At 73.8% G+C, this 23,976-nt stretch carries 17 protein-coding genes; 1 reads left to right on the top strand and 16 read right to left on the bottom strand.

The features are described from left to right. Positions 1-7: 7 nt before the first annotated feature. Positions 8-1,078, bottom strand: a complete 1,071-nt coding sequence (locus MRBLMI1_RS00250; RefSeq protein ID WP_367726130.1) for an aspartate-semialdehyde dehydrogenase — start codon at positions 1,076-1,078, stop codon at positions 8-10. 223 nt (positions 1,079-1,301) lie between these two features. Next, positions 1,302-2,588, bottom strand: a complete 1,287-nt coding sequence (locus MRBLMI1_RS00245; RefSeq protein WP_367726129.1) for an aspartate kinase — start codon at positions 2,586-2,588, stop codon at positions 1,302-1,304. Positions 2,589-2,805: 217 nt separating this feature from the next. Between MRBLMI1_RS00245 and MRBLMI1_RS00240 the strand changes: the two genes are divergently transcribed. Beyond that, on the top strand, positions 2,806-4,203 hold the full coding sequence (locus MRBLMI1_RS00240; protein WP_367726128.1) for a threonine/serine ThrE exporter family protein: 1,398 nt from the start codon (positions 2,806-2,808) through the stop codon (positions 4,201-4,203). Between the two features lie 72 nt (positions 4,204-4,275). Here MRBLMI1_RS00240 and MRBLMI1_RS00235 read toward each other — a convergent pair whose 3' ends face one another. From MRBLMI1_RS00235 to MRBLMI1_RS00170, 14 genes are all read right to left on the bottom strand, one after another. Then, on the bottom strand, positions 4,276-5,067 hold the full coding sequence (locus tag MRBLMI1_RS00235) for a phosphate ABC transporter ATP-binding protein (protein WP_414685801.1): 792 nt from the start codon (positions 5,065-5,067) through the stop codon (positions 4,276-4,278). A 474-nt stretch (positions 5,068-5,541) separates the two neighbouring features. Further along, positions 5,542-6,492, bottom strand: a complete 951-nt coding sequence (locus MRBLMI1_RS00230; protein WP_367726127.1) for a sortase — start codon at positions 6,490-6,492, stop codon at positions 5,542-5,544. Next, positions 6,489-7,331 (bottom strand): hypothetical protein, encoded by an 843-nt coding sequence (locus MRBLMI1_RS00225; RefSeq protein WP_367726126.1) that lies wholly within the window; start codon positions 7,329-7,331, stop codon positions 6,489-6,491. Before MRBLMI1_RS00225 ends, MRBLMI1_RS00230 begins: the two co-directional genes overlap by 4 nt. Further along, positions 7,328-8,425, bottom strand: coding sequence for a WxL protein peptidoglycan domain-containing protein (locus tag MRBLMI1_RS00220; RefSeq protein ID WP_367726125.1), 1,098 nt, complete (start codon positions 8,423-8,425; stop codon positions 7,328-7,330). Before MRBLMI1_RS00220 ends, MRBLMI1_RS00225 begins: the two co-directional genes overlap by 4 nt. A 116-nt stretch (positions 8,426-8,541) precedes the next feature. Then, the gene (locus MRBLMI1_RS00215; RefSeq protein ID WP_367726124.1) at positions 8,542-9,591 is read right to left on the bottom strand and encodes a hypothetical protein; all 1,050 of its coding nucleotides are present in this window, start codon (positions 9,589-9,591) and stop codon (positions 8,542-8,544) included. 39 nt (positions 9,592-9,630) lie between these two features. Next, positions 9,631-10,761, bottom strand: a complete 1,131-nt coding sequence (locus MRBLMI1_RS00210; protein ID WP_367726123.1) for a hypothetical protein — start codon at positions 10,759-10,761, stop codon at positions 9,631-9,633. Positions 10,762-10,831: 70 nt separating this feature from the next. After that, entirely contained in the window at positions 10,832-13,399 is a 2,568-nt protein-coding gene (locus MRBLMI1_RS00205; protein ID WP_367726122.1) for a hypothetical protein, read from the bottom strand. Between the two features lie 219 nt (positions 13,400-13,618). Further along, on the bottom strand, positions 13,619-15,262 hold the full coding sequence (pstS, locus tag MRBLMI1_RS00200; RefSeq protein ID WP_367726121.1) for a phosphate ABC transporter substrate-binding protein PstS: 1,644 nt from the start codon (positions 15,260-15,262) through the stop codon (positions 13,619-13,621). Further along, the gene (pstA, locus tag MRBLMI1_RS00195; RefSeq protein WP_367726120.1) at positions 15,259-16,596 is read right to left on the bottom strand and encodes a phosphate ABC transporter permease PstA; all 1,338 of its coding nucleotides are present in this window, start codon (positions 16,594-16,596) and stop codon (positions 15,259-15,261) included. The genes pstS and pstA overlap by 4 nt, the downstream gene beginning before the upstream one ends. A 1-nt stretch (position 16,597) precedes the next feature. Then, entirely contained in the window at positions 16,598-17,668 is a 1,071-nt protein-coding gene (pstC, locus tag MRBLMI1_RS00190) for a phosphate ABC transporter permease subunit PstC (RefSeq protein WP_367726119.1), read from the bottom strand. Positions 17,669-17,843: 175 nt separating this feature from the next. Continuing rightward, on the bottom strand, positions 17,844-19,583 hold the full coding sequence (locus tag MRBLMI1_RS00185) for a serine/threonine protein kinase (RefSeq protein ID WP_367726117.1): 1,740 nt from the start codon (positions 19,581-19,583) through the stop codon (positions 17,844-17,846). Beyond that, a complete protein-coding gene (locus tag MRBLMI1_RS00180; protein WP_367726116.1) occupies positions 19,576-20,112 on the bottom strand; it encodes a hypothetical protein in 537 nt (178 codons plus the stop codon). The genes MRBLMI1_RS00185 and MRBLMI1_RS00180 overlap by 8 nt, the downstream gene beginning before the upstream one ends. Positions 20,113-20,286: 174 nt before the next feature. After that, positions 20,287-20,880, bottom strand: coding sequence for a recombination mediator RecR (gene recR, locus MRBLMI1_RS00175; protein ID WP_367726115.1), 594 nt, complete (start codon positions 20,878-20,880; stop codon positions 20,287-20,289). Next, positions 20,880-23,654 carry a DNA polymerase III subunit gamma and tau gene (locus MRBLMI1_RS00170; protein ID WP_367726114.1) on the bottom strand — a complete coding sequence of 925 codons (2,775 nt, stop codon included), beginning with the start codon at positions 23,652-23,654 and terminating at the stop codon, positions 20,880-20,882. The genes recR and MRBLMI1_RS00170 overlap by 1 nt, the downstream gene beginning before the upstream one ends. Positions 23,655-23,976 lie beyond the last annotated feature (322 nt).

The raw sequence follows: 23,976 nt of genomic DNA, 5'->3' as shown, positions 1-23,976 counted from the left end.
CCGGTGGTCAGGCGCGCGCGCCCAGACGCTCGGCGACGAGCTCGGCGATCTGCACCGCGTTCAGGGCCGCACCCTTGCGCAGGTTGTCGTTGCTGATGAACAGCACGAGGCCCTTGCCCTCGGGGGCGGACTGGTCGGCGCGGATGCGGCCGACGAAGCTCGGGTCGGCGCCGGCGGCCTGCAGCGGCGTGGGCACCTCCTCGAGGCGGACGCCGGGGGCGTCGGCGAGCAGCTCGCGCGCACGGTCGGGCGTGATGTCGCGGGCGAACTCGGCGTTGATGCTGAGCGAGTGCCCGGTGAACACGGGCACGCGGACGCAGGTGCCGGCGACCCGCAGGTCGGGCAGCTCGAGGATCTTGCGGCTCTCGTTGCGGAGCTTCTTCTCCTCGTCGGTCTCGTTCTGCCCGTCGTCGACGAGGTTGCCCGCGAACGGGATGACGTCGAAGGCGATGGGCGCGACGTACTTCTGCGGCGCCGGGAAGTCCAGCGCCGAGCCGTCGCGGACGAGACGCTCGACGTCGCCCTGGGCGAGGACGCCCTCGACCTGGCCGAGGAGCTCCTGCGCACCGGCGAGGCCCGAGCCGCTGACGGCCTGGTAGGTGCTGACGATGAGGCGCTCCAGACCGGCCTCGGCGTCGAGCACCTTCAGCACGGGCATGGCCGCCATGGTGGTGCAGTTCGGGTTGGCGATGATGCCCTTGACCGCCTGGTCGATCGCGTGCGGGTTCACCTCGCTGACCACGAGCGGAACCTCGGGGTCCATGCGCCAGGCGCTGGAGTTGTCGATGACGGTCGCGCCGGCCTCGGCGAATCGGGGCGCGTGCGCGCGGCTGCCGGTGGCACCGGCGGAGAAGAGGGCGACGTCGATGCCCGCGGGGTCGGCGGTGGCGACGTCCTCGACGACGATCTGCTGCCCGGCGAACTCGACCGTGGTGCCGGCGGAGCGCGCGGTGGCGAACAGGCGCAGCTCCCGGATCGGGAACGAGCGCTCCGCGAGGATCTCGCGCATGACGGTGCCGACCTGGCCGGTGGCGCCGACGACGGCGAGCGAGATTCCGGAATCGGAGATGCGGGTCATGCGGGTACCTCGGATGTTCGGGTGGATGGATGCCGCGAGCGCGGCGTCCGGGTCAGACTAGCGCGAACGCCGGGGGGCGTCCTCGCCCCCGCGGAACTCCGGAGAATCGGTCCGGAATGCAGCGCCGAGTGGCGGAAATACGCCGCGGAAGGGGCGGCCGCGCGGGAAAACTCAGGAGTTCGACGAGAGCGGACGCGCGCGCCGGACCCCGCGAGGCGTCAGGTCAGCGGCCGGTGCCGGCGTGGACGGTCGCCTCGGCGTCGCCGTCCAGACCGTACGCGGTGTGCACGAGACGCGCGGCCTCGGCCAGGTCGACGCCGCGGACGACGACCGAGATGCGGATCTCGGAGGTCGAGATCATCTCGATGTTGACGCCGGCCATGCTCAGCGCCTCGAACAGCGTCGCCGAGACGCCCGAGTGCGTGCGCATGCCCGCGCCGACGACCGACAGCTTGCCGATCTGGTCGTCGTGCACGAGGCTGGCGAACCCGACCTCGCCCTGCTCCCCCGCGAGCGCCTTGAGCGCGGCGGTGGCGTCGGCCTTCGGCAGCGTGAACGAGATGTCGGTGCGCCCGGTGGCGGCGGCCGAGACGTTCTGCACGATCATGTCGACGTTCGCGCCGGACTTGGCGACGATCTTGAAGATGTCGGCCGCCTTGCCGGGGACGTCGGGGACGCCGATGACGGTGATCTTGGCCTGGCTGAGGTCGGTGGCGACGCCGGCGACGATGGGCTCTTCCATGGTGGCTCCCTCGGGGACGAGCGGGGACTTCTTGGAGGCGTCGAGCACCCACGTGCCCTCGCCCGAGCTGAACGTGGACCGCGCGTGGATGAGGACGCCGTGACGGCGCGCGTACTCGACGGCGCGGATGTAGAGGACCTTGGCCCCGTTGGCGGCGAGCTCGAGCATCTCCTCGCTGCCGACGCGGTCGAGCTTGCGGGCGAGGGGGACGACGCGCGGGTCGGCGGTGAAGATGCCGTCGACGTCGCTGTAGATCTCGCAGACGTCCGCGTTCAGCGCCGCGGCGAGCGCGACGGCGGTGGTGTCGGAGCCGCCGCGGCCGAGCGTGGTGATGTCGCGGGTGTCGCGGTTGAAGCCCTGGAACCCGGCGACGATGACGATCGCGCCCTCGTCCAGCGCCTCGCGCAGACGCACCGGGGTGACGTCGACGATGCGGGCCGCTCCGTGGGTGGCATCCGTGATCATGCCGGCCTGGCTGCCGGTGAAGGACCGCGCCTCGAAGCCCATCGAGTGGATGGCCATCGCCAGCAGCGCCATCGAGATGCGCTCTCCGCTGGAGAGCAGCATGTCCAGCTCGCGCGGCGCGGGGATGGGCGCGACCTGTCCGGCGAGGTCGAGCAGCTCGTCGGTGGTGTCGCCCATGGCGCTGACGGCCACGACGACCTCGTGGCCCGCGCGGCGGGTGTCGACGATGCGCTTGGCGACCCGCTTGATGCTCTCGGCATCGGCGACGGACGAACCGCCGTACTTCTGGACGATCAGCGCCATAAGTGGAACTCCCCGGATGTGTCGGGCAGTCGGGATGCCGCGACGGGCGCTCGGACGACGCACCCGACGACCCATCCTAGGGGCGCGTGCATTCCCCCTCGGCCATGCGCTCGTCCCCGCGCCGACGGTGCCGCGCCACCCAGGATCCGGGGAGGCGGCGTCGGTAGGATCGGGGCGGTCCCCCTGTTCCGCCTTGTCGTGCTCCTGGAGGCGTGCGGTGCCCCCCACTTCCCGTCGGCTGCTGTCGTCCCTGCGACGGATCGTCCACACCGAGGAGGCGTCCGGGCCGGACACGACGGTACTCCCCGTGATCGACGACGCGTTCGCCGCGCGCGTGCTCGACCTGTCGATCCGCATCGGCGAGACGATGCTCGTGGTCGGGGCGCCCGCCAGCGAGGTGACGCTCACCATCGTCCGGGTGTGCGGCGCGTACGGCCTCGACCCCGTCCACGTCGACGTGACGTACAACTCCATCACGGTCGCGCACAGCCGCCCCGGGGCGACGAACCCGACGACGCTGCTGCGGGTCGTGCGCGGATCGGTGCCGGACCACGCGAAGCTGCAGCGTCTGCAGGCCCTCGTCACCGAGATCGGCGGCGGCCTCGACCTGGACACGGCGGTCGCGCGCTGCCGCGCGATCCGCCGGGTGCCGTTCCGCTACCGGCCGCCGGTCGTCGTCGCCGCGCAGGCGTCGCTGGCGGTGGGCGTGGCGATCATGTTCGGCGCGAACTGGCTCGCCCTCGTCCTGTCGTTCATCGCGGCGGCGATGGCCGCGACCACCCAGTACGCCCTCGCCCGGGCCCGCGTGCCCTACTTCTTCGCGCAGATCGCCGGCGGCTTCGTCCTCACGGTCGTCGCGGCGCTCTCGCCGCTGCTGGAGTACACCGGGATCGAGGCGGCGGCGGCGATCCGACCGTCGGTCATCGTGGCATCCGGGATCGTCCTCATGCTCGCCGGGCTCACCGTCGTCGGCGCGGCCCAGGACGCGATCGACGGGTTCGCCCTCACCGCGACGGGGCGCATCCTCGAGCTCACGACCCAGACCCTCGGCGTGGTCATCGGCATCCTCGCCGGGCTCGAGACGGTGCGCGTGCTGGGGCTCGGGATGTCCGCGCCTTCGAACGCCCTCCCCCTCGGCCCGCTGCCCGTGCAGTTCCTCGGCGCGGCGGTCATCGCGGTCGCGGTCGCGGTGTTCAACGGCGCCGGGGCGCGCATCGTCCTCGTCAGCGCGGCGCTCAGCATCGTCGCGTGGCTGGGCTACGTCACCACGTCGTCGCTGGGGTTCGACGTCGCCGCGGCCAGCGGCGTCGGCGCGTTCGTCGGCAGCTTCGTCGGCATCGTCGTGGCGTACCGCCTGCACGTGCCCTCGGTCGCGATCACGACGGCCGCGATCCTGCCGCTGGTCCCCGGCGCGGCGGTGTTCCGCGGTCTGCTCGGCGTCGTGGAGTCCGGCGAGGACCCGGCGGTGCTCATGACCGGCGTCACCACCCTCGCCAGCGCGGCGACCATCGGCATCGCGCTCGCCGTCGGGGCCTCCCTCGGCATCTACCTGGGGCAGCCGCTGCGCGCGACCCTGTCCAGCGTCATCCGGACCCGGGCCCGGCTGCGCAAGTAGGACCGGGGATGCCACGCCTCCGACCGGGCGTCGGGGTCGCGGCATCCATGGTCCCGAGGGGGCGGCGCGCGCTCAGCCGAACCGGCCGTTGACGTAGTCGAACGTGCGCGGATCGACGGGCGAGTCGAACATCGCCGCGGTGTCGCCGTGCTCGACGATGTGGCCGGGCTGACCCTGGGATGCCAGGAAGAAGGCGCACTGCTGCGACACGCGCTGCGCCTGCTGCATGTTGTGCGTGACGATGACGATGGTCACCTCGTGCTGGAGCTGTCCCATCGTCTCCTCGATGACGCGCGTCGAGGTGGGGTCCAGCGCCGAGCAGGGCTCGTCCATGAGGAGCACCTTCGGCTTGATCGCCAGCGAGCGGGCGATGCACAGACGCTGCTGCTGCCCGCCGGAGAGGCCGCCGCCGGGGGCGCGCAGCCGGTCCTTGACCTCCTTCCACAGGCCCGCGCTCTGCAGCGAGGTCTCGACGAGGTGGTCCTTCTCGTCGCGGCCGGCGCGGATGCCGGTGAGCTTGAGTCCCGCGATGACGTTGTCGTAGATCGACATGGCCGGGAACGGGTTCGGCTTCTGGAAGACCATCCCGATGTCGCGGCGGGCGTCGGTGAGGCGCCGCTCGGGGTCGTAGATGTCGACGCCGTCCAGGAGCACCTCCCCCGCGAGGGACGCCGACGGGACGAGCTCGTGCATGCGGTTCAGGATGCGGAGGAAGGTGGACTTGCCGCAGCCCGACGGGCCGATGAGGGCGGTGACCTGGCCGGCGGGCATGGTCAGCGACACCCGGTCGAGCACCTGGTGGTCGCCGAACCACGCCGTGATCCCGCGGGCGTCGAGGGTGGCGAGCGGGGCGGGGGCGGACAGGACGCTCTCGCCCGCCGCCGCGGCACCCGGACCGGAACGGCGCGGGCCGGGAGCGGCGGCGGGGCGCCGGCCGAAACGTCGCCGCAGGCCCGCCGGGGGCGACGCGGCGGGGACGACGACCACGTCGGGCACGCCCGTCACCGGCGGCTCCCCCGACGCCGGGGCGACGATGACCTCCGTGAGCGAGGTGTCGGGCGTCCCGGCCGGGGGGTGCGCGTCGGACACGCGGACGACCGGGCCGTGCGCGTCGGGCACGCGGACGACCGGGCCGTGCGCGTCGGGCACGCGGACGACCTCCGTCAGCAGGGACGGCTCCGGCGCGGGCACGCGGACGACCGCGGTGCGCAGCGCGGGCGCGGCGTCGGCGGGCGCCGGGTCGCCGGCGGCGACGGAGGATGCGGGTTCAGTGTTCATCGGGACTCTCGGGTCGAGCGGGTCGGGTGGGGATGCCGCCGCGAGGCGGCCGCGGCACGGTCAGAGCAGGTTGGGCAGCAGAAGCGTGAGCTGGTGGGCGACGAGGAAGCCCGCGAGCAGGAGCACCGGCACGAAGACGATCCACGTGCGCTGGGCACCGAAGCGGCGGAACGCCCAGACGGCGGCGATCTCGGCCGCGATGAGGAACTGGAGGGCGAACACCAGCGCCCATGCCGTGGTCGTGTCCGTGGCCATCGGGCGCTGCTCGGGGGGCAGCGCCGCCGTGCTCGTCACGCGGGCGCCGCGGGCCTGGGCGTCGCCGACCAGGCGGGCGTCGACGTAGGCGACACCGGTGGGCACGTACGGCGCCCCCCGCGAGGTCATCAGGACCAGCCGGCTCTCGCCGGGCCGCAGGTTCGGCAGCGTCGGATCGCCGGCGTAGCGGACGCCGACGACCTCGAACTCCTGCAGGCCCTGGCCGGTGCGGACCGAGATGGCGTCGCCCGGGCTGAGGCTCTGGATGCCGGAGAACGGACCCCCGAAAGCAGCGGACCGCGCCAGGAGGAAGCTCACGCCCGCCTGCCCGGGCAGGATGCTGTCGCGCTGGTGCGCGACGCCCTGCGCGGTCTCGGCGGCGCTGCTGCCCTCCACGACGACCTCGTGCACACCGAGGCGGGGGATCTCGATGATCCCGACCGGCGCCCCGTCGGCGAGGAGGTCGTCGTCGAAGGTGTACTCGCTGACGGGCGCGGTGCCGGCCTCCAGCTGCGCGCGGAAGTCGTCCGACAGACGCTGCTGGGAGACCAGGTGCTGCAGGTGGCTGAAGACCGTCACGTCGAGGACGAACATCAGCGTCACGGCCGCCATCATCCCCACGATCGCGCGGACCAGCGCCTCGGTCGCGGTGAGGCGCACCGGGGTGCGCCGGAGGCGGGGCGCCCTGCGCGGCGGACGGGGCGGCCGCGGCACACGGCGGGCGCGAGCGGGCACGTGCATCTCCGAGACGGTCATGCGGGCGCCTCCGTCAGGACGGGTCCGAGGACGGCACGACGCAGCAGCACGACGGCCGTCGCCGCGACCGCCGACCCCAGGAGCATCAGCAGGAGGAGCCAGGGCACCACGATGACCGTCGCGTCGCGGGTGAGGGAGGAGAGGTCGACGCCGTCCACCTGGGCGGGCGGGTTCAGCCTCGCGTGCGTGGTGAGCACGGTCCACTGGCCGGCTCCAGGAAGATCGGCGCCGACGGTCCGGGTCTCCCCCGGCTTCAGCCCGGCCACCGCGACACCGTCAACGGTCGCCAGGCGCATCCCGAAGGCGTTCTCCATCCAGAAATCGGCGGTCGCGTCGATGGTCGAGCGCGACCTGTTGCGCACGGTGAACGAGACCTGCACGTCGCCGCCGAACGGGTTCAGCGACAGGCTGCTGCCCGTCGTCAGGCCCCCGATGGACAGGATGCCGCCGAGGTCGACGGCGTCCTCCGCAACGGGGTCGTCGGTCGTTCCCGGCGCCACCGACGACGGCGTCTGCGCCGTGCCGGTCGCCGAGCCGGAGCCCGAACGCGACCCGGTCGCGGAAGAGGAGCCGCGCGCCCCGCCGAGACCCGCGGACGGCGAGGTGCCGCCGCCGCTCGCGGCCGTGGGTCCGCACACGACGGCGGTGATGCCCACGCCGTCGGAGGGGGCCCCGGTCGGCGCCGGCGTCGGTGCCGCGGACGGCGTGGGGCACACGAGCACCATGCCGGCGGACGGCGCGGCGGTCGCGGCCGAGACCACGAGCGGCGCCAGCGCGAGCACGGTTCCCGCGAGCGCGGCGACGAGCGCTCCCCGGCGCGCCCCGATCCCGCGCCTCACGAGCGCGTCTCGGCCACGGCGGGCTCCCGCTCGGCCTCGGCCTTGCGACGGGCCTCCGCCTCGGCGAAGTCCATCCACTGCTGCGCGCGGACGGCGTCCCGACGACGGCGGACGCGGACGATCAGGACGACGAGGCCCGCGACGAGCAGCAGCCCCAGCGCGGCCCACGGCACGGCGAAGACGACCGTGTCGCGGCTGACGCTCGTCAGGACACCCGGGTTCTGCGCCGTGGCATCCACGCGGGGGTAGAGCGTGACGACGGGGGCGAGGTAGACCCACTGCCCGACGCCGGCGACGGTCGTGGTGATCGTCCGCGTGCTGCCGGGCAGCATCTCGGCCACCTCCTCCTCCAGCGGCGCGGACAGCCCGATGCCGAACAGCCCGCGCACCTCGGTCTTGAGGTCGCCCGAGAGCGCCACGTTGCCCGCGTTGCGCACGGTGAACGTGACGGTCGTCTCGCCGGCGAACGGGTTCAGGCCGGGGCTGTACGACGCCGACATGCCCGCGATCGACAGGCTGGGCTGCAGGTCTCCGGGGACGCGCACGTACAGGCGCGCACCGAGGCGGCGGTCGACGAGCACCTGGCCGTCGGAGGTCTGGACGGATGCCACGATGCCGGCGGCGTGATCGCCGGGCGTCGCGTCGTCGGGCGTCCGCAGCGTGAACGGCACAGTGGCGCTCTCGTCGGGCTGGAGGGTCATCACGACCGAGCTCTGGCCGTCGAAGGACACCCACGCGCCGGCGTCCGTCGGAGCGGTGCCGGTCTCGAGCAGCGCGAACGAGCCGTCGTCGGTGTTGAAGGCGTCGGTGGCGAAGACCGTGAACGTCTGCGGCGCGGTGCTGCGGTTGATGACCTGGTACGCGTCGTCGAGGCTCTGCCCGGGGGCGGTCGTGTAGTCGAAGCGGCTGCGCGTCGCGCCGTCACCGCTGACGGGCTGGGCGGAGATGCCGATCTCGTCGACGGGGGCCGCGTCGTCGGCGCGGGCGGACCCGGCCGGGACGGCCGAGCCGAGGGCGATCGCGGCGGCCAGGACGGCGGCGAGCGCGGGGAGGGGGCGGGCGTTCGGGCGCACCGCGGTCCGGAAGAACTGCACGATATATCTCCGCAGGGAAGGCTTACGGCGGCGCAGCGCCGTGCTGAACGAGGTGTGAACGCCCCTGGTCCGAGAGAAGGGGCGGCACGCGTCGTGCCGCCCCTTCCCCCGTCGGGTCACTTCGAGACGAGCGTGAGCGTCATCTTCGAGGTGTAGGTGCCCGCCGGGGTGCCGGCGGGGGCCACGAGCTTGAGGTCGGCCTTCAGCTCGGTGGTGGGCTGCGCGGGCACGCCCGCGTCGCCCGTGGCGAACGGCGACGGGAAGACGGCCGAGCCGGCCGCCTGCGCGACGGCGGCGCTCGCGGCGGAGCCGGAGACCTTCGACACGGCGACGCCCAGGTTCTTCTTGTCGATGACGTTCGACCCGGACGTGAAGTCCGTCACCGACTGCGTGAGGCTCCACCCCTTGCGGTCGACCGTCCGGCGGGTGTCGTCGACGCGGATGCCGCTGATCGTGCCCGTGGACTCGGAGAGCTGCGTCGCGGCGTTGATCGCCGTGGTGAGGGCGATCGAGGTGGTCGGGACCTTGAAGGTGAGCGCGCCGGCCGCCTCCTGCACGTCCGCCGAGATGCCCACGTCGGTCGAGCTCCCGGTCGGGGCCGGGGTCGGGGTGGTGCCGGTCACGAACGTGGTCGGCTCGTAGGTGTAGCTTCCGCCCGGCTGCACCGTGATGTGGACGAAGGTGACGCCGTAGACGACGGCCGCGTTCTGGTCGGTGAAGGCCAGACCGAGCGAGAAGGTGCCGCCGTTCGCCTTGGCCGAGGCCAGGTTCACGCCGGCGGTGTTCTCGGGCGCCAGGTTCGGCGTGAGCACCTTCTTGGTGCCGGGGGCGAAGCCGTTGATCGCCTTCGAGATCCACTTCTGCGGGTCGAGCTCGTCACCCCGGGGCGCGAGGAAGACGTACGGCTGCGCCGCCTGCGACGGCGCCGTGAAGTAGGCGTCGTAGTTCGTGAAGTCCGTGTTCTTCGGGTAGCCGAGCACCTGCTGGCCCCAGCCGATCGTCGAGGAGCTGGTGAGCAGCGTCTCGTCGCTGTTCCAGAGGTACATCGCCTCGAGGGACGGGGGCGCGGAGGTCGTGGTGTCGGCGGCCGAGGCCGAGGACACCGCCCCACCGGAGAGCAGCGTGAGGGCGACGGCGGCGGCGAGGGCCGCCTTCACCTTCGACATGCGGTTCATGAGAGGAATGCCTTTCGGGAGAGGTGAGGATCAACCCGCGGCGTAGGCCGCGATGGGGGTGGTGGTGCTGGGAGCGAGGAAGCCGTACTTGCGCTTGACGGCGCCCGGCGCGAAGGGAGCGGTGCCGAAGTTGGTGAAGCTCGTGGTCTTGCTCGAGTCGACCAGGCCGGCGAGCACCGGGTCGTAGGCGGGCGCGCCGCTGTAGGTGAAGGACGACACGACCTTGGCGCGCTCGACGATCAGATAGGTGTCGCGACCGAACGTGGTGTTGGCGTAGAAGCCCGAGTTCGGCACGAGGTTCGGCGCGGTGCCGGTGAAGGGGACCTGACCCGACACGGGCGAGCCGAGCTGGACCGTCGGAGCCGTCGCGAGAGTGTTGACGCCCGAGACGTTGTTGGCCTGCGAGACCCAGTTGGCGACGGAGAACGGGATGATCTCGTTGTCACCGAGGACGGTCGCGTCGTTCTCCGGGGTGGTGTTGCCCGTGTCGTTGACGGCGGGGGCGGTCGGGGCGCTGCCGGAGTAGCCCAGTGCGTTCAGGAAGAACGTGCGGGTGCCCGAGCCGGCCTGCGGCAGGCGCGGGGTCACCGGGACGCCGTCGATCGAGGTCAGCGTGCCGTCGTAGATCGACTTCAGCTGGGCGGGCGTGAGGGAGGCCCAGGCGGCGGTGCCGCCCTTGTAGGCGTACCCGACCGCGTCGCGGGCGTAGGGGACGTAGAGCAGACGACCGTCGGCGTTGGCGTTGGAGCCGGGGCCGCCGGAGCTGCGGGCGATGTCGACCTGACCGGTGATCGCCCGGGCGGGGGTGGGGTTGAGCTTGATCGACCAGTCCGCGCCGCTCACCGAGGCACGCAGGGCGTCGCGACCGGAGCCGGAGCCGTTCGGACGGGCGAAGTACACGCCGCCCGGCTTGGTCTGGATGGCGGCGGAGCCGAACGCATCGAAGTTTCCGATGGTCTGTCCGGCGGCCAGGATGCGCACGCTCGCGCCGGACACCGTGGTGCCGTTGCTGAGCGCGTTCATGGAGTCCTGCAGCGTGTCGGATCCGACGACGGCGTAGCTGTTCGACACCGGTTCGGCGGACGCCGTGGAGGCGAACCCGGCGCCGGCGAGGACGAGGCCGACGGCCGCACCGAGAGCGGCGATCTTCTTGATCTTCACTGATGACCTATCTGTGGGAGAGGAGGAATGGAACTGCGGGTAGGGAACTGCGGGAAGGGAAGGTCGAGGGTCACGGCCTGCGCGGCAGGCGCGGGATGAGGAGGACGACGGCGGCGGCGATCAGCGCGGCGAGCAGGCTGATGGGCAGTGCCGCCGGCAGGGGTCCGGAGTCGGGGTCGGCGGCCGTCCGAGCACCGGCGAGGGCCCCCGCCACGGCGCCCGACGCGGTGGGGTTCGTCGCCTCGGCGGCCGGCGCGGCACCCGCCGCACCCGCGGAGGCACCCGCTGCGGCACCGGAGCCGCCCGTGGAGGTCGAGCCGGCGGCAGGCAGCGCCCCCGACGAGATGCCGGCGGTGTCCCCGGCCGGAGCGGCGGAGGGCGTCGGCGCCGCGGCCGTCAGGCCGTTCTCGAGCGCCGTGGCCGCGGCACGCGCCTGGACGCGCCAGCTGTCGGGCAGCGGGGAGTACCCGGCGGGCAGCTGACCCGTCTCGACGCCCGGGATCTGCCCCTGATCGGCGGCATACCGCATGAAGTCGGCGTAGACGGAGCGCACGCCGGCATCGCCGAGGTAGGGGCTCGCCGCCGCGTAGACCGGCATGGCCAGCGGGTAGGCCCCGGCCGCCCGGGCCGCCTCGTCCGTCGCGGGGGCGAACGAGCGCACCTGCGGTTGCGAGCCGCTCGCGGTCATCGCCGACGCGGCGGCGGTGAGGCCCTCCGTCGTGGGGAGGACGAACTCCCCGGCGGGGTTGCGCAGCGCGGCGGTGACGAGCTGGTACTTCTCGGCCGCGGCACCGTCGGTGAGCGAGATCACGGCCTGGGTCCCCGGCAGGTTGCGAGGGCTGCGGGAGTAGCGCGGCGGGTTGCCGGCCGGGTCCCAGGCGCTCAGGACGAGGCCGTCGCCACGCAGCGTCGCGTAGGCGGCGCTGTCGAGGTCGTTCGTGTAGGGCCGCCAGGTGACCGAGTTGATCGCGGCGGGTCCGTTCGGGGTGGCCGCGACCTCCACGGGGTCCGGCTTGGGGAAGCTGTCGCGGGGCAGCGTCAGCCCCGTGCCCGTGGGGTTCTTCTCGGGGGTCGTCGACGCGAACGGGTTGACGACCATCCCCCAGTCGTCCGGCGTACCGGCGAGGAACTCCCGGGCCTCCGAGTCGGCCATGACGTAGGTCCACAGCGCCGTGGCGACGTCGGACCGGCCCTGCGGGAGCAGCATGTCGGCGACGGCGACGCCGGCGATCGCCTGCTGCGACCACTCCGGGTCGTTGATGGCCCGGAAGTCGGGGTCGAAGAGCAGGTTGCGTGGATTCGCGCCGAGATGCCCGCGATCGGCCTGGTACGGCAGCGAGTCCAGGTAGGACGACGTCAGCAGCTTGGCGATCAGGCGCGGAGTGAGCTTCATGTCGGTCAGGGGGAGCCGGGCGCGCGCGAGCGCCTCCTCGGAGGCGGAGCCGTCCTGCGCCGGGAACCGGTCGATGGCGAAGCCGACCGTGACGGAGGTCAGCCCGATGGGTGCGTAGACGAGGCGGTCCTCGTCCGGACCGCTGTAGGGCAATGAGGTCAGCGCCAGGGGCGCGTCGCCCGCCGCGGCGTTCGCGGCCGTCGCGGCGTCGCTCTCCGTGCCCGTGAGAAGCGTGAACACGCTCCCGCCGTCCTGCGCGCACAGCGTCGGCTGCCACGACGACACCGCGCGGGAGATGAGCTCGCTCCCGGCCAGCTGACGCTCGGCCGCACCGATCGCGCACCGCAGCCCCACCGGACGGAAGTCGAGCTTGACGGCGAGGTGGTGCTTCCAGTTGTCGGCGAACAGCCCCGAGGAGACGTTCGCCGACTCCCCCGTGTCGGCCGTCCCGCGCGGGATGACGACGAGCCAGCACGAGGCGCCGCTGGTGGCGGCGGCGTCGTCGGACGTGCGCGCACCGCAGCCGAGGCCGCGCGACTGCGTCACCGTCTGCACCTCGAACTTGGTGCTGCCGGTCCCGTCGGCGCCGGTGCCCGCCCAGGGGATCTCGTTGGAGGTGTACTGCGTGAAGAACGGGTTCGTGTTCACGTCGACGCCCGGGACGCGCCGGCCGTCCACGACCGAGGCGATGGTGTCGCCCGTGGCGGACCGGAACGGGATCGACGTGTAGGCCGGGTCCAGCGCCCCCGCCGCCGTGGTCGTCAGCGCGGCGTCGGAGGCGGCGACGCTGCCCTCGGTGCGGTTGCCGTCCCGGGTCGCGCCGGGCGTGCCGAAGGCGCCGTACTGGCAGGTCGTGCGGTCGGGCCGGCCGGGGTTCTCCGGGTCGTCGCCCCAGCACTGCGCGATCTGCAGGTAGTTCTGACCGCCGGACTGCTGCGTGGGCGGCGTCGACTCGGACCCGCCGGTCCAGCTGACCTTCAGGCCCTGGGCGACGAGACCCTTCGTCTGCGACACCGTCACCGCCAGGTCGGGGAACGGCGAGCTCTCCCAGTCGGGGTCGTAGCCCTTCGCGGTCACGGCTCCGGCGATGGAAGTGACGGGCGTGTCGTCGGCGACGGTCGCGGCCGACGCGCCGGCGGCACCGCCGGCGGTGAGGGCGGCGAAGACCAGACCGCCGACGAGGGCGCCGGCCAGGCCGGACAGCGCGCCTCGGGCGGCGCGCCCTTCGGGTAGAGCACTACGCACGGACATCTCCAGGTTCGAGCGGCACGGGGTGCCGACAGCGATGAAAGTAAGGGCGGGTCGTGACGATCACGTGAACGGTCGACCAACGAGGTCGAGAACATTCGTGGCGCCGCCGATAGGGTTTTTGATCTGGTGTTTTTCGGCGCGACGGAGCCGCGGTCCGCGGGCAGCGGACCGCGACGGCGGCCGTCGACGGGAGGGCGGGGCGAGAGGGCGGGGTCAGCTCCGCCGGGATCCGCTGCGCAGGCGGCGGGAGGTGAGCGGGGGCACGACGATCGCCCCCAGCAGCAGGACCGCACCGGCCAGCATCAGCCACTGCGGCGCCTTCCACCCGTCGTCGGCGAGGGTGTACGGGGTCGAGGCTGCGACGACGGAGGCCGCCCCGCCCGCGCTCCCCGAGACGAGGTTGCCGTTGGCGTCGAAGACGGCGTCGGACGTGGATGCCGCTCCCCCGGTGTCCGCCGCGCCGGCGGCGGCACCGCCGGTCGCTGCCGCCCCGCCTCCCGCGCTCGCGGCGGCGCCCCCGCCGCCGGCCGCGGCGGCCTCGGCGGAGGATCCGCCCGCGCCGGAGCCGGTGACGGCGGTGTCGGTGCCGGCGGAGCCCGCCGTGCCCGACGTGCACTGGTCGGGTCCGACCTTGTCGCACTCCGCGGGCTGCGGCGCCGAGACGGCGAGCTGGTTGCTCGAGGGCGAGTCGCCGGGTTTGAAGGTGGGGTTGTTGCACGTGCTGATGTCGATCCCGTTGGCGTTCGCGCCCGGGATGCGCTTGAGCTGCTCGGATCCGGCCATGACGAGGTTCATCGGCAGGGGCGAGTACCCGAGGGCCGTCGCCGACTGCTGCCCCTCGCACAGGACGTACTCGGCGAACCCGCCGAGCGTGCGGCCCTTCTCGGCCGTGAAGATCCCCGCGACCTGCGTCGGGACGATGAGATACGAGTAGCTCGAGAGCGGGTAGGTGCGCTTGTCGCCGTTGTTGTAGACGCCGTCGAGGATCTGCGTGAGGTAGTCGGGCGAGTTGGCATCCGTGTTGATCTGGGCCTGCATGAGCGCGACGGCGACCGACGGCGCGGTCGGCTCGATGTAGTAGCCGGCGGCGTTCAGCACCTTGGCGACGGGGAAGCCCGACTTGACCGCGTAGGAGTACTCGACGTAGGTGATGGCCCCCTCGCCGTAGTCCTGGCTGACGTACCCGGCGACGCCGAGCGAGCCGTTCTGCGCTTTGCCGTTGGCCGGGGTCGGGAACTGCGAGGTCATGCCGCGGGTCCAGATGTCGCCGTGCTGCTTCGACATCCACAGCGTGAACTGCGCGGACGAGCCGGAGCCGTCCGAGCGGACCACCGGGACGATCGCCCGGTCGGGCATGGCGAGCCCGGGGTTGTCGGCCCGGATGGCAGGGTCGTTCCACTTGGTGATCGCACCGGCGAAGATCTTCGTCACGACCGCGCCGGACAGGCGGAGGTTCGTGACGCGCTTGCCGCCGATCTTCAGGTTGTACATGAACGCGGTACCGCCGGCGACGATCGGCATGTAGGCGTAGCCCGAGCGGGGCGTCTCGGGCTGCGACCCGTCCTCGGGGCGGGACTGGAACGGGATCTCGCTGATCGCGAAGTCGACGGTGCCGTTGATGAAGTCGCGGCGGCCGGCCGAGGAGCCGACGCCCGAGTAGTTCACGGTCATGCCGTAGTTCTCGCCGACGTTGCGCCGCCATTGGTCGAGCGCGTTCTGCGACCAAGTCGAGCCGGTGCCCGAGATCGGGGCCCAGGAGTCGGCGCGCGCGGGCACGCCCGAGGACGAGACGAACCCGGTGACCACCAGGAGCGCGACGGCGGAGGCCGCCAGGAATGAGCGGAAGCGGCGGATCACGGCAGGTCCTTCGTCGGGGGCGTCGCGGGGACGGCGCGGGGGTCGGGGGCGGAGGAGGGATCGGGGGCGGCGGGGACGGCGGCGGAGCGCCGGCCCTCGATGCGGAGGAGGTCGTCGCGGGAGCGGGTCGCGCGGGCGCGGCGCTGCCGGGCGCTCAGCTGACCCGGCCCCTTGCCGCCGATGACGCGGGCGACGATGAACAGCAGGAGCACGAGCAGGATGAGCGTCGCCGCCGCACCGAAGCCGCGGGCGATCATGTTCGGCTCCGGCGACTTGACGAAGTCGAACACCTGCAGCGGAAGCGAGATCATCGGTCCCGAGAACGGGTTCAGGTTCATCACCGCGGTCACGCCGGAGGTGAGCAGCACGGGCGACGTCTCGCCGATGCCGCGCGCCGTGCCGAGGATGACGGCGGTCACGAGTCCGGAGCGGGCGGTGGGCAGCACCACGTGCCAGACCGTCCGCCAGCGCGACGACCCCAGCGCGTAGGAGGCCTCCCGCAGGTTGCCCGGCACCAGGCGCAGGACGACGTCGGACGCGCGGATGACGATGGGCAGCATCATGACGGTGATGGCGAGGGATGCCGCGAACCCGGAGCGCTCGTGGGTGATGAGCTGGATGACGGCGGAGTACACGAACAGGCCGGCGACGATGGAGGGCAGTGCCGTCATGGCATCCGAGATCGTCCGCACGAACCGGGCGAAGCGCCCGCCGATCTCGTTCATAAAGACGGCGGTGGCGATGCCGAGCGGCACCGTGATCGACAGGGCGATGGAGATCTGGATGAGCGTGCCGACGATCGCGTGCGCGATGCCGCCGACGCTCAGCGGGTCGAGGGGGCCTGCGGGCTCCATGGTCTGCACGAACGAGTTGAGGTTCAGCAGCGCGGGCAGTCCGCGGAACACCGCGAAGCAGACGACGAAGACCAGGGCGGCGATGAGCAGGGCCGCCGCGCTGTAGAGGAGCGCCGTCATGACGCGGTCGGTGACCTCCTGCCCCGTCGCCCGCAGCGCCACGAGGAGGGCGTAGACGACGACGAACAGCAGGTACGTCACCACGGCCCAGCCCACGGCGCCGGTCATCGGGGTGAACCACCCGAACAGCAGGGTCGCGACGGCGACCGCGGCGCCCAGGGCCCCGGTCAGGTTGAAGGCGTCCTCCGCGGTGGCCCCGCTCATCCGCCGGCGGGGGCCGAGGGGCTCGTCCGTCGTGACGGGCCGGAACGTGCGCGCGAGCGCGACGGCGTCGGCGGAGGCCGTGGCATCCATGGTCCCCGTCCCCCGCGGCGCGGGAGCGGCGCCGACGATGGCGGTCATCGTGTCGTCGATCGACATGTCATCCCTCGCTCTGGGCGCCCGAGCGCGATCGCGCGACGATCGAGGACGCGGTGAAGTTGATCACGAGCGTGATCAGGAACAGGGCGAGCCCCGCGGCCATGAGGGCCGACAGGCCGAACTCGCTGGCCTCGCCGTAGCGCAGCGCGATGAGGGCCGAGACGGAGTTGCTGCCGGTCTTGAGCACCTCGGTGTTGATGGTGAAGATCGGCGAGATGATCAGGTACACCGCGATCGTCTCGCCCAGGGCGCGGCCGAGCCCCAGCATCGTGCCGCCGATGATGCCGCCGCGGCCGAACGGGAGCACGACGGTGCGGATCATCCCCCACCGCGTCGACCCCAGCGCCAGCGCCCCCTCGCGCTCGCCCACGGGCGCCTGCGAGAAGGCCTCGCGCATGACCGAGGTCTGGGTCGGCGCGACCATGAGGGCCACCACCATCCCGGCGATGAAGGCCGAGGACGTGAACTGGCTCGCGTCGGTGAGCGGGGTGCCGTCGGGGTCGGTCACGGCGAGGACGGGGATCCACCCGAAGTAGTGCGAGATCCACTGCGCGACCGGGATGACGTTCTGCTGCAGGAAGAACAGCCCCCACAGACCGTAGACGACGCTGGGCACGGCGGCCATGAGGTCGACCAGCGAGACGAGCAGCGTCCGGACGCGCGGCGGAACGACCTCCGAGATGAGGAGCGCGGTCCCCATCGCCAGCGGGACCGAGAAGGTCATCGCGACGAGCGCGATGGTGACGGTGCCGGCCAGGATCGCGGCGATGCCGAACGTACGCGTCTCGGGCGACCACTCCTGCGTGGTGAGGAAGGACGGACCGGCGACGGAGAGGGCGTCGCCCCCGCGGAGGGTGAGGAAGAAGCCGACGGCGAGCATGATCGCCACGGTGATGCCGCCGGCGGCGAACGCCGTCGTGCGGAAGACGGTGTCGCCGAGCGGGCGGCGGGAGACCAACGAGCGGCGCGCGGGCGCGGCGGGGGTCTGCGCGGCGGGGGTCGCCTCGTCCGGCGCGACCTCGTCGGGGGCGAAGAGGACCTGCGTGAGGTCGTCGGAGCCGGCGGGGGTCACGCGCGCACGCCGGTGCTGGGGCGCGCGACAGCGCGGAGGAATCGACTCATCGGGTGTCCTGAGCAGAGCGACCGGCGGCGGGTTCCGACCGGATCCTGGTCATCGTGGGGGCGGAAGGTGAACGCCGGACGACCGGTGCGCGAAGGACGGCTGACCCGTCCATGATCGAGGCACGTCACGGTGTCGCCCCCGGCGTCGGCGTCGCGGTGGGCGTCGGTCCGGCCGTGGGGGTGGCGGTCGGGGCGGGCGTCGGCGCGGTGGCGACGGTGAGCACCACGGGGCTGCCGAGGACGAGCCGGGGAGAGGCGGCGGCATCCGTCCCGACCACCGTGCCGGCGATGCCGGCATGCGGTTCGCGGACGACGACGGGGGTGAGACCGGCCGCCGACACGCGTTCGACGGCGTCGCGCTCCTGCAGCCCGACGATCCCGGGGACGGCGTTCCAGCCGCTCGCGACGGTGAGGTCGACGGGGGTGCCGAGGGCGAGTGCCGCTCCCGCCGCGACGCCCGTCTGGAGGATCGTGTCGGCGGCGTCCGTGCCGTCCATCGCGGTGACGGTTCCCGGTTGAAGGCCCAGACGCCCCAGGAGGGCGACGGCGTCGGCGAGCGGCAGACCGCGCAGCTCCGGGAGTGCGACCGTCGCCGGCGGCGGGGCGGAGGACGCTGCGGTCGCCGACGTGGTCGGCGACGGCGGGGGGACGGATGCCGCGGGTGCGACGACAGACGGGGCCGGGGCCGTCTCGCCCGCGGGTGCCGGCGACGGTCGGGCCGCGACGGCGACGACGGCCACGACCACGGCCGCCGCGGTGCCGGCGAGGATCCACAGCCACGGCGACGTCGATCGGGACGCGGCGGGCGGGGCGGTGGAGGCCGGCGGGGCCGGGAGGGCGGGCGCGGAGGCGGTTACGGGCGCGGTGGCGGGCGCCGCGGCGGCGGGTGCGGCCGCGCCGGGCCCCGCGGCGAGAAGCCGTGTGGCGTCGGCGTCCGCGGCGACGGCGCCCGCTGTCCCGCGCCCCGCCCGGTGGCCCGGGGACGGCATCGCCTCCGCCAGGGCCTTCCGCATCGCCGGCGCATCCGCGAAGCGCGCGGAGGGGTCCTTCAGCAGCGCCCGCACGACCACGCGATCCAGCGCCACCGGCACGCGCGGTGCGGAGACGGACGGGGTCGGCGGCAGAGCGCCGAGGTGCGCTCGCACGACCTCGTCCGTGGTGGCCCGGTCGAACGGGGGCCGGCCGACGAGCGCGAAGTACAGGACGCCGCCGAGCTGGTAGAGGTCGCCGGCGGGGCCCACGCCCTCCCCGCGCAGCTGCTCCGGCGAGGCGTAGCCGACGTTGCCCACGACCCCGTCGCCCGTCGTGCTGCGGAGGACGTCGGCGCCGTGCGCGGTCTCCCCGCCGGGGGCGGTCAGACCGTAGTCGACCAGGCGGGCGTCGCGGAGGCCGCCGTCGGGGGCGAGGTCGACGAGCACGTTCGCCGGCGAGACGTCCCGGTGGACGAGCCCGGCCGTATGAAGGGCGTCGAGTCCGTCGAGGATCCGGCGGGCCATCGCCGTCGCCGCCTCCGGGGTCAGCGGTCCCTCCGCGCGGACGACCTCGCCGAGCGAGCGGCCGTCGACGAGGTCCCAGGCCGTCCACGTCGTGGCATCCCCGTCTCCCCCTCCCCAGCCGCGCAGCGCGCAGAGACCGGGATGCCGGATCCCCTCGACGACCTGCGCCTCCCGGAGGAACGCCGCCGACAGCGCCCGTTCCCCCACGAGGTGCGGGTGCAGCACCTTCAGCGCGACGCGGGCCGCGGACCGGACGTCCGTCGCCGCGTACACCGACGCGGTGGCTCCGGAGCCGAGCAGCCCGGAGACGCGGAACCGCCCCGCGACGAGCTCCTCGCCGCCGGATCCGGACGTGATGGGGTCAGCCAACGAGATCCAGAACGCCGTGCCGGTGCCGTCGGCCCGACCGGGTGCCGATGGTGACGCTCAGCGCGATGTCCGCGCCGGCGAGGACGGTACGGACGGATCTCGCCGCCGCGGCGGCCTCCCCCGGCGACTCGTACCATCGCGCGCACATGAGCACCGGCTCGCCGTCGAGACGCAGCGACCAGCCGTGCCGCATCGCGGACGTCCCGCGGACGGTGGCGGGGGCGAGCTCGACGAAGCGGGTCTGCACCAGCTCCACGGCGGCACGCGCCCGGTCGGGGGATGCCGACAGGTCGGCGCCCCGCGCGAGCTCGCGGTTGTTCGACGCAAGCAGGCGCCAGACGCCGAACACGCCGCCGACGGCCGGGCCGTCGACCGAGCGCACGGGACCGGCAGGCGGGAGCTCGGCGCCGGGCAGCACCTGCGCGCGGAAGGACAGCCACGCCGCGAGCAGCGGGTCGTGGCGGGAACGGAACGTGTCGAACACGACGCGTGCGCGCGCGTTGGCGCGCGGGGAGAGCGGATCGCTCACGGAGGGGCCCCTGTCTGGCGGCCGTGCGCGCCGGACTTTCGGGTCGTCCGGTGCTGTTCCGCAGAGATGAAAGTGCTCTCATCTCATGGCCGTCCCGGGTGCGGCGGGTGAACGAGCGGTGCACGAGCCCGCAACGGTCGGGAGCGGTGGCATCCCTCCCCCGGAGCCTCCGGCTCAGAGCGTGCGGCGCCCCTCGAAGGCACGGCCGAGGGTGACCTCGTCGGCGTACTCGAGGTCGCCGCCGACGGGGAGACCGGATGCCAGCCGCGTGACGCGGATCTCGAGGGCGTGCAGCAGCCGGCTGAGGTAGGTCGCCGTGGCCTCCCCCTCGAGGTTGGGATTGGTGGCCAGGATGACCTCCTGGACCGTGCCGTCGGCGAGACGCTGCATGAGCGGTGCGATGCGCAGGTCGTCGGGACCGATGCCGGCGATGGGGCTGATCGCCCCGCCGAGCACGTGGTAGAGGCCGCGGAACTCGCGCGTGCGCTCGATGGCGGCGACATCCTTGGCGTCCTCGACGACGCAGATGAGCGTGGCGTTGCGGCGCGGGTCGCGGCAGATGGAGCAGCGGTCCTGCTCGGAGACGTTGCCGCACACCTCGCAGAACTTGACCTTCTCGCGCACCTCGCCGAGCAGGGTCGACAGCCGGGAGACGTCGAAGCTCGGCGACTGCAGGATGTGGAACGCGATGCGCTGCGCGGATTTCGGACCGATGCCGGGAAGGCGGCCGAACTCGTCGATCAGGTCTTGGACGATGCCGTCGTACATCAGCTGAACCTCGCGGGCGGCTCGTAGGGCTCATCGCGCACGTAGACGGCGCCGAGCATCTGGCGGACGACGGCTTCGCCGTACCGCTGCACGCCCCCGGCGAGCGGGGCCATGCGGGGGACGACCACGGGCGGCACCGGTGCGTCGGGCTGCTCGTCCGCGGGCGGGATGACGTCGTCGTCCTCCCTCTCCTCGGGGACGGCGACGGACGGGGTGACGTCGGTGGCGGGCAGGACGGCGCCCTCCCGGACGGCGACGACCGCAGCAGCGGGCGTCTCGTCGGGCTCGTCGTCCACGGCGAGGGCCGGGGCCACCGGCGGGCGCTCGGCCGTCGTGACCGACGCACGGGAGGCCTGCGGTGCTCCGGCGGTGCCGTCGGACGACGGAATGGGCGCGACCGCCCACTCCGTGACCGGGGCCGACGAGTAGGCGGCGGTGGCGCGGGGCTCAGCCCGACCGCCGCCGGAGGGCGGGGTCGAGCCGCCGCCGCGCGGCGCACCGCCGGCGGGAGGCGCGCCCGGACCACCGGGGCCGGCGTCGCCCTCGAGACGGGCGAGGTACTTGACCCGGATGCCGAGCACGGTCTGGATCGCCTGGCGCAGGTCCTCGCTGGGGCCGGCGCCGTCGACGCGGGTCTTGAAGGCGGTCAGATCGCCGGGCGAGCGGAAGGCGAGGGTCAGCACGTCGACCTCGAACGCCGCGACGGACGCGGTGGACACCACGAGCCAGGACGGGCGGCTGAGCACCTCGAGCTGCTCCAGCACCTCCGGCCACGAGTCGCGCACCTGCGGCAGTTCGAGGGGACCGGTGGGCGGCGCCGGGGGCGTCGGCGGGGAGGGGTCGAAGGGACCGGCCTCCTCCTCGGACGACGGAGCGGGCTCGGTCGCGGCGGGGCCGGCCGGCGCGGAGGCCGCGGGCGAGGCCGACGGGGTCTTCTCCGCCGGGGAGACTGCAGGGGGCTGCGCGGCGGCCAGGGCCTGCTCCGCCGGCAGAGTCTGCGCGGCGGGCGGAGCCTGCGGGGTCTGTGCGCTGGCCGGTGACTGCGGGGTCTGTGCGGTCACCGGAACCTGCGGGGCCGCCGGAGCCTGCGAGGACGCCGCGTCGTCGCGTCCGGGTGCGCCCGCGGCGGGGCGTGCCGCCGGGGGCTCCTCGGTCGGGGCCACGTCGAAGGGATGCGGCTCGTCGTCCGGCGCGGGCGCGTCGTCGTCGGAGAGCGGCGGGATGTCGTCGAGGTCGCCGGCGGGGGCGGTGTCGCGCGGACCCCGCGCGGGGCTCGCGGCGTCCGGACCCGCGGTCGGTGCCGCGACGCGTGAGGGGGCGGTCGGCGACGCGACCCGCGAGGCGTCGTTCGGCGCGGCGGCCGCGGGCGACGCGATGCCCGGCGACGCGACCCGTGGGGCGGCGTTCGGTGAGGCGACCGGCGGTGCGGCAGCGGGCGACGCGACGCCCGGCGACGCGACCCGTGGGGCGGCGTTCGGCGATGCGCTCGGCGATGCCACGGCGGGCGCCGCGACCGGTGCCGCGACGCCGGGCGAGGCGACGCGGGGGTTCGTCGCAGGGGCCGGGCGCGACGGCGCCTCCGTGCGCGCCGTCGGCGGCGCCGCGGGGGCGGCGGTGACCGTCGGCGCGGTCGCGGCGGCCGGGGCGACGCCGGCGCTGCCGGCGTGGGCCAGCACGCGGGCGACGAGCAGCTCCAGCTGCAGCCGCGGCGAGGTGGCTCCCGTCATCTCGTCGAGCGCGGCGACGGTCAGGTCGGCCGTGCGCGAGAGGCGGGCCGCCCCGAAGGAGCCGGCCTGGCGTCCCATGCGCTCGAGCTCGTCCTCCGGGATGCCGCGGAGCACCGCCGACGCCCCGGCTCCCGTGGCCGCGACGACGATGAGGTCGCGCAGACGCTCGAGGAGGTCGTCGACGAAGCGGCGCGGGTCCTGACCGGTCTGGATGACGCGGTCCACCGCCGAGAAGGCTGCGCCCGCGTCCTCGGCGGAGAACGCGTCCACGACCTCGTCGAGGAGCTCGGAGTGGGTGTAGCCGAGCAACGCGACGGCGCGCTCGTAGCGCACGAGGACGGAGCCCGTGGCATCCACGTCCGATCCGGCGATGAGCTGGTCGAGGAGGGAGAGCGTGTCGCGGGGGGACCCGCCGCCGGCGCGCACGACGAGCGGCAGCACACCCGCCTCGACGCCGACGCCCTCGGTCTCGCAGAGCTCCTGGACGTACTCGAGCATGGCGGCGGGCGGCACGAGCCGGAACGGGTAGTGGTGGGTGCGCGAGCGGATGGTGCCGAGCACCTTCTCGGGCTCGGTCGTCGCGAAGATGAACTTGACGTGCGCGGGCGGTTCCTCGACGAGCTTGAGCAGGGCGTTGAACCCCTGCTGCGTCACCATGTGCGCCTCATCGAGGATGAAGATCTTGAATCGGTCGCGGGCCGGGGCGAAGATGGCGCGCTCGCGCAGGTCGCGGGCGTCGTCGACGCCGTTGTGGCTGGCCGCGTCGATCTCGACCACGTCGAGGGACCCGCCGCCGCCGCGACCGAGCTCGACGCAGCTGTCGCAGGTGCCGCAGGGCGTGTCGGTGGGGCCGGCGGCGCAGTTGAGGCAGCGGGCGAGGATGCGGGCGGAGGTGGTCTTGCCGCAGCCGCGCGGACCCGAGAAGAGGTACGCGTGGCCGACGCGATCACCGCGGAGGGCGGTCATGAGCGGTTCGGTCACCTGGGACTGCCCGATCATCTCGCCGAACGCCTGCGGGCGGTAGCGGCGGTACAGAGCGGTCGTCACCCGAACAGCCTACGGCGTGCCACCGACATCGCGTCTCCGACCGCGGGGCCGGGGCCGGGCGGCATCCCTCCCCCTCCCCCGCGGGCGCGGCCGCGCCCCGCACCCGCGACAGGCGATGCGCCGGAGACAGGCGCCTCTGCGACGGATCCGCCTGCCCCGGGCGCGACGCCTGCCCCGGACGCACCGCCTGCCCCGGACGCACCGCCTGCCCCGCGCGCGACGCCTGCCCCGCGCGCGACGCCTGCCCCGGACGCGCCGCCTTCCGCCGCCGCCGGACAGGCGAACGCGGCGGCACCCGAAGGCACCGCCGCGTTCGCGAGGA

Source organism: Microbacterium sp. LMI1-1-1.1 (assembly GCF_040815675.1).
Lineage (GTDB): Bacteria > Actinomycetota > Actinomycetes > Actinomycetales > Microbacteriaceae > Microbacterium.
This window is presented reverse-complemented; position numbering and strand designations above follow the sequence as displayed.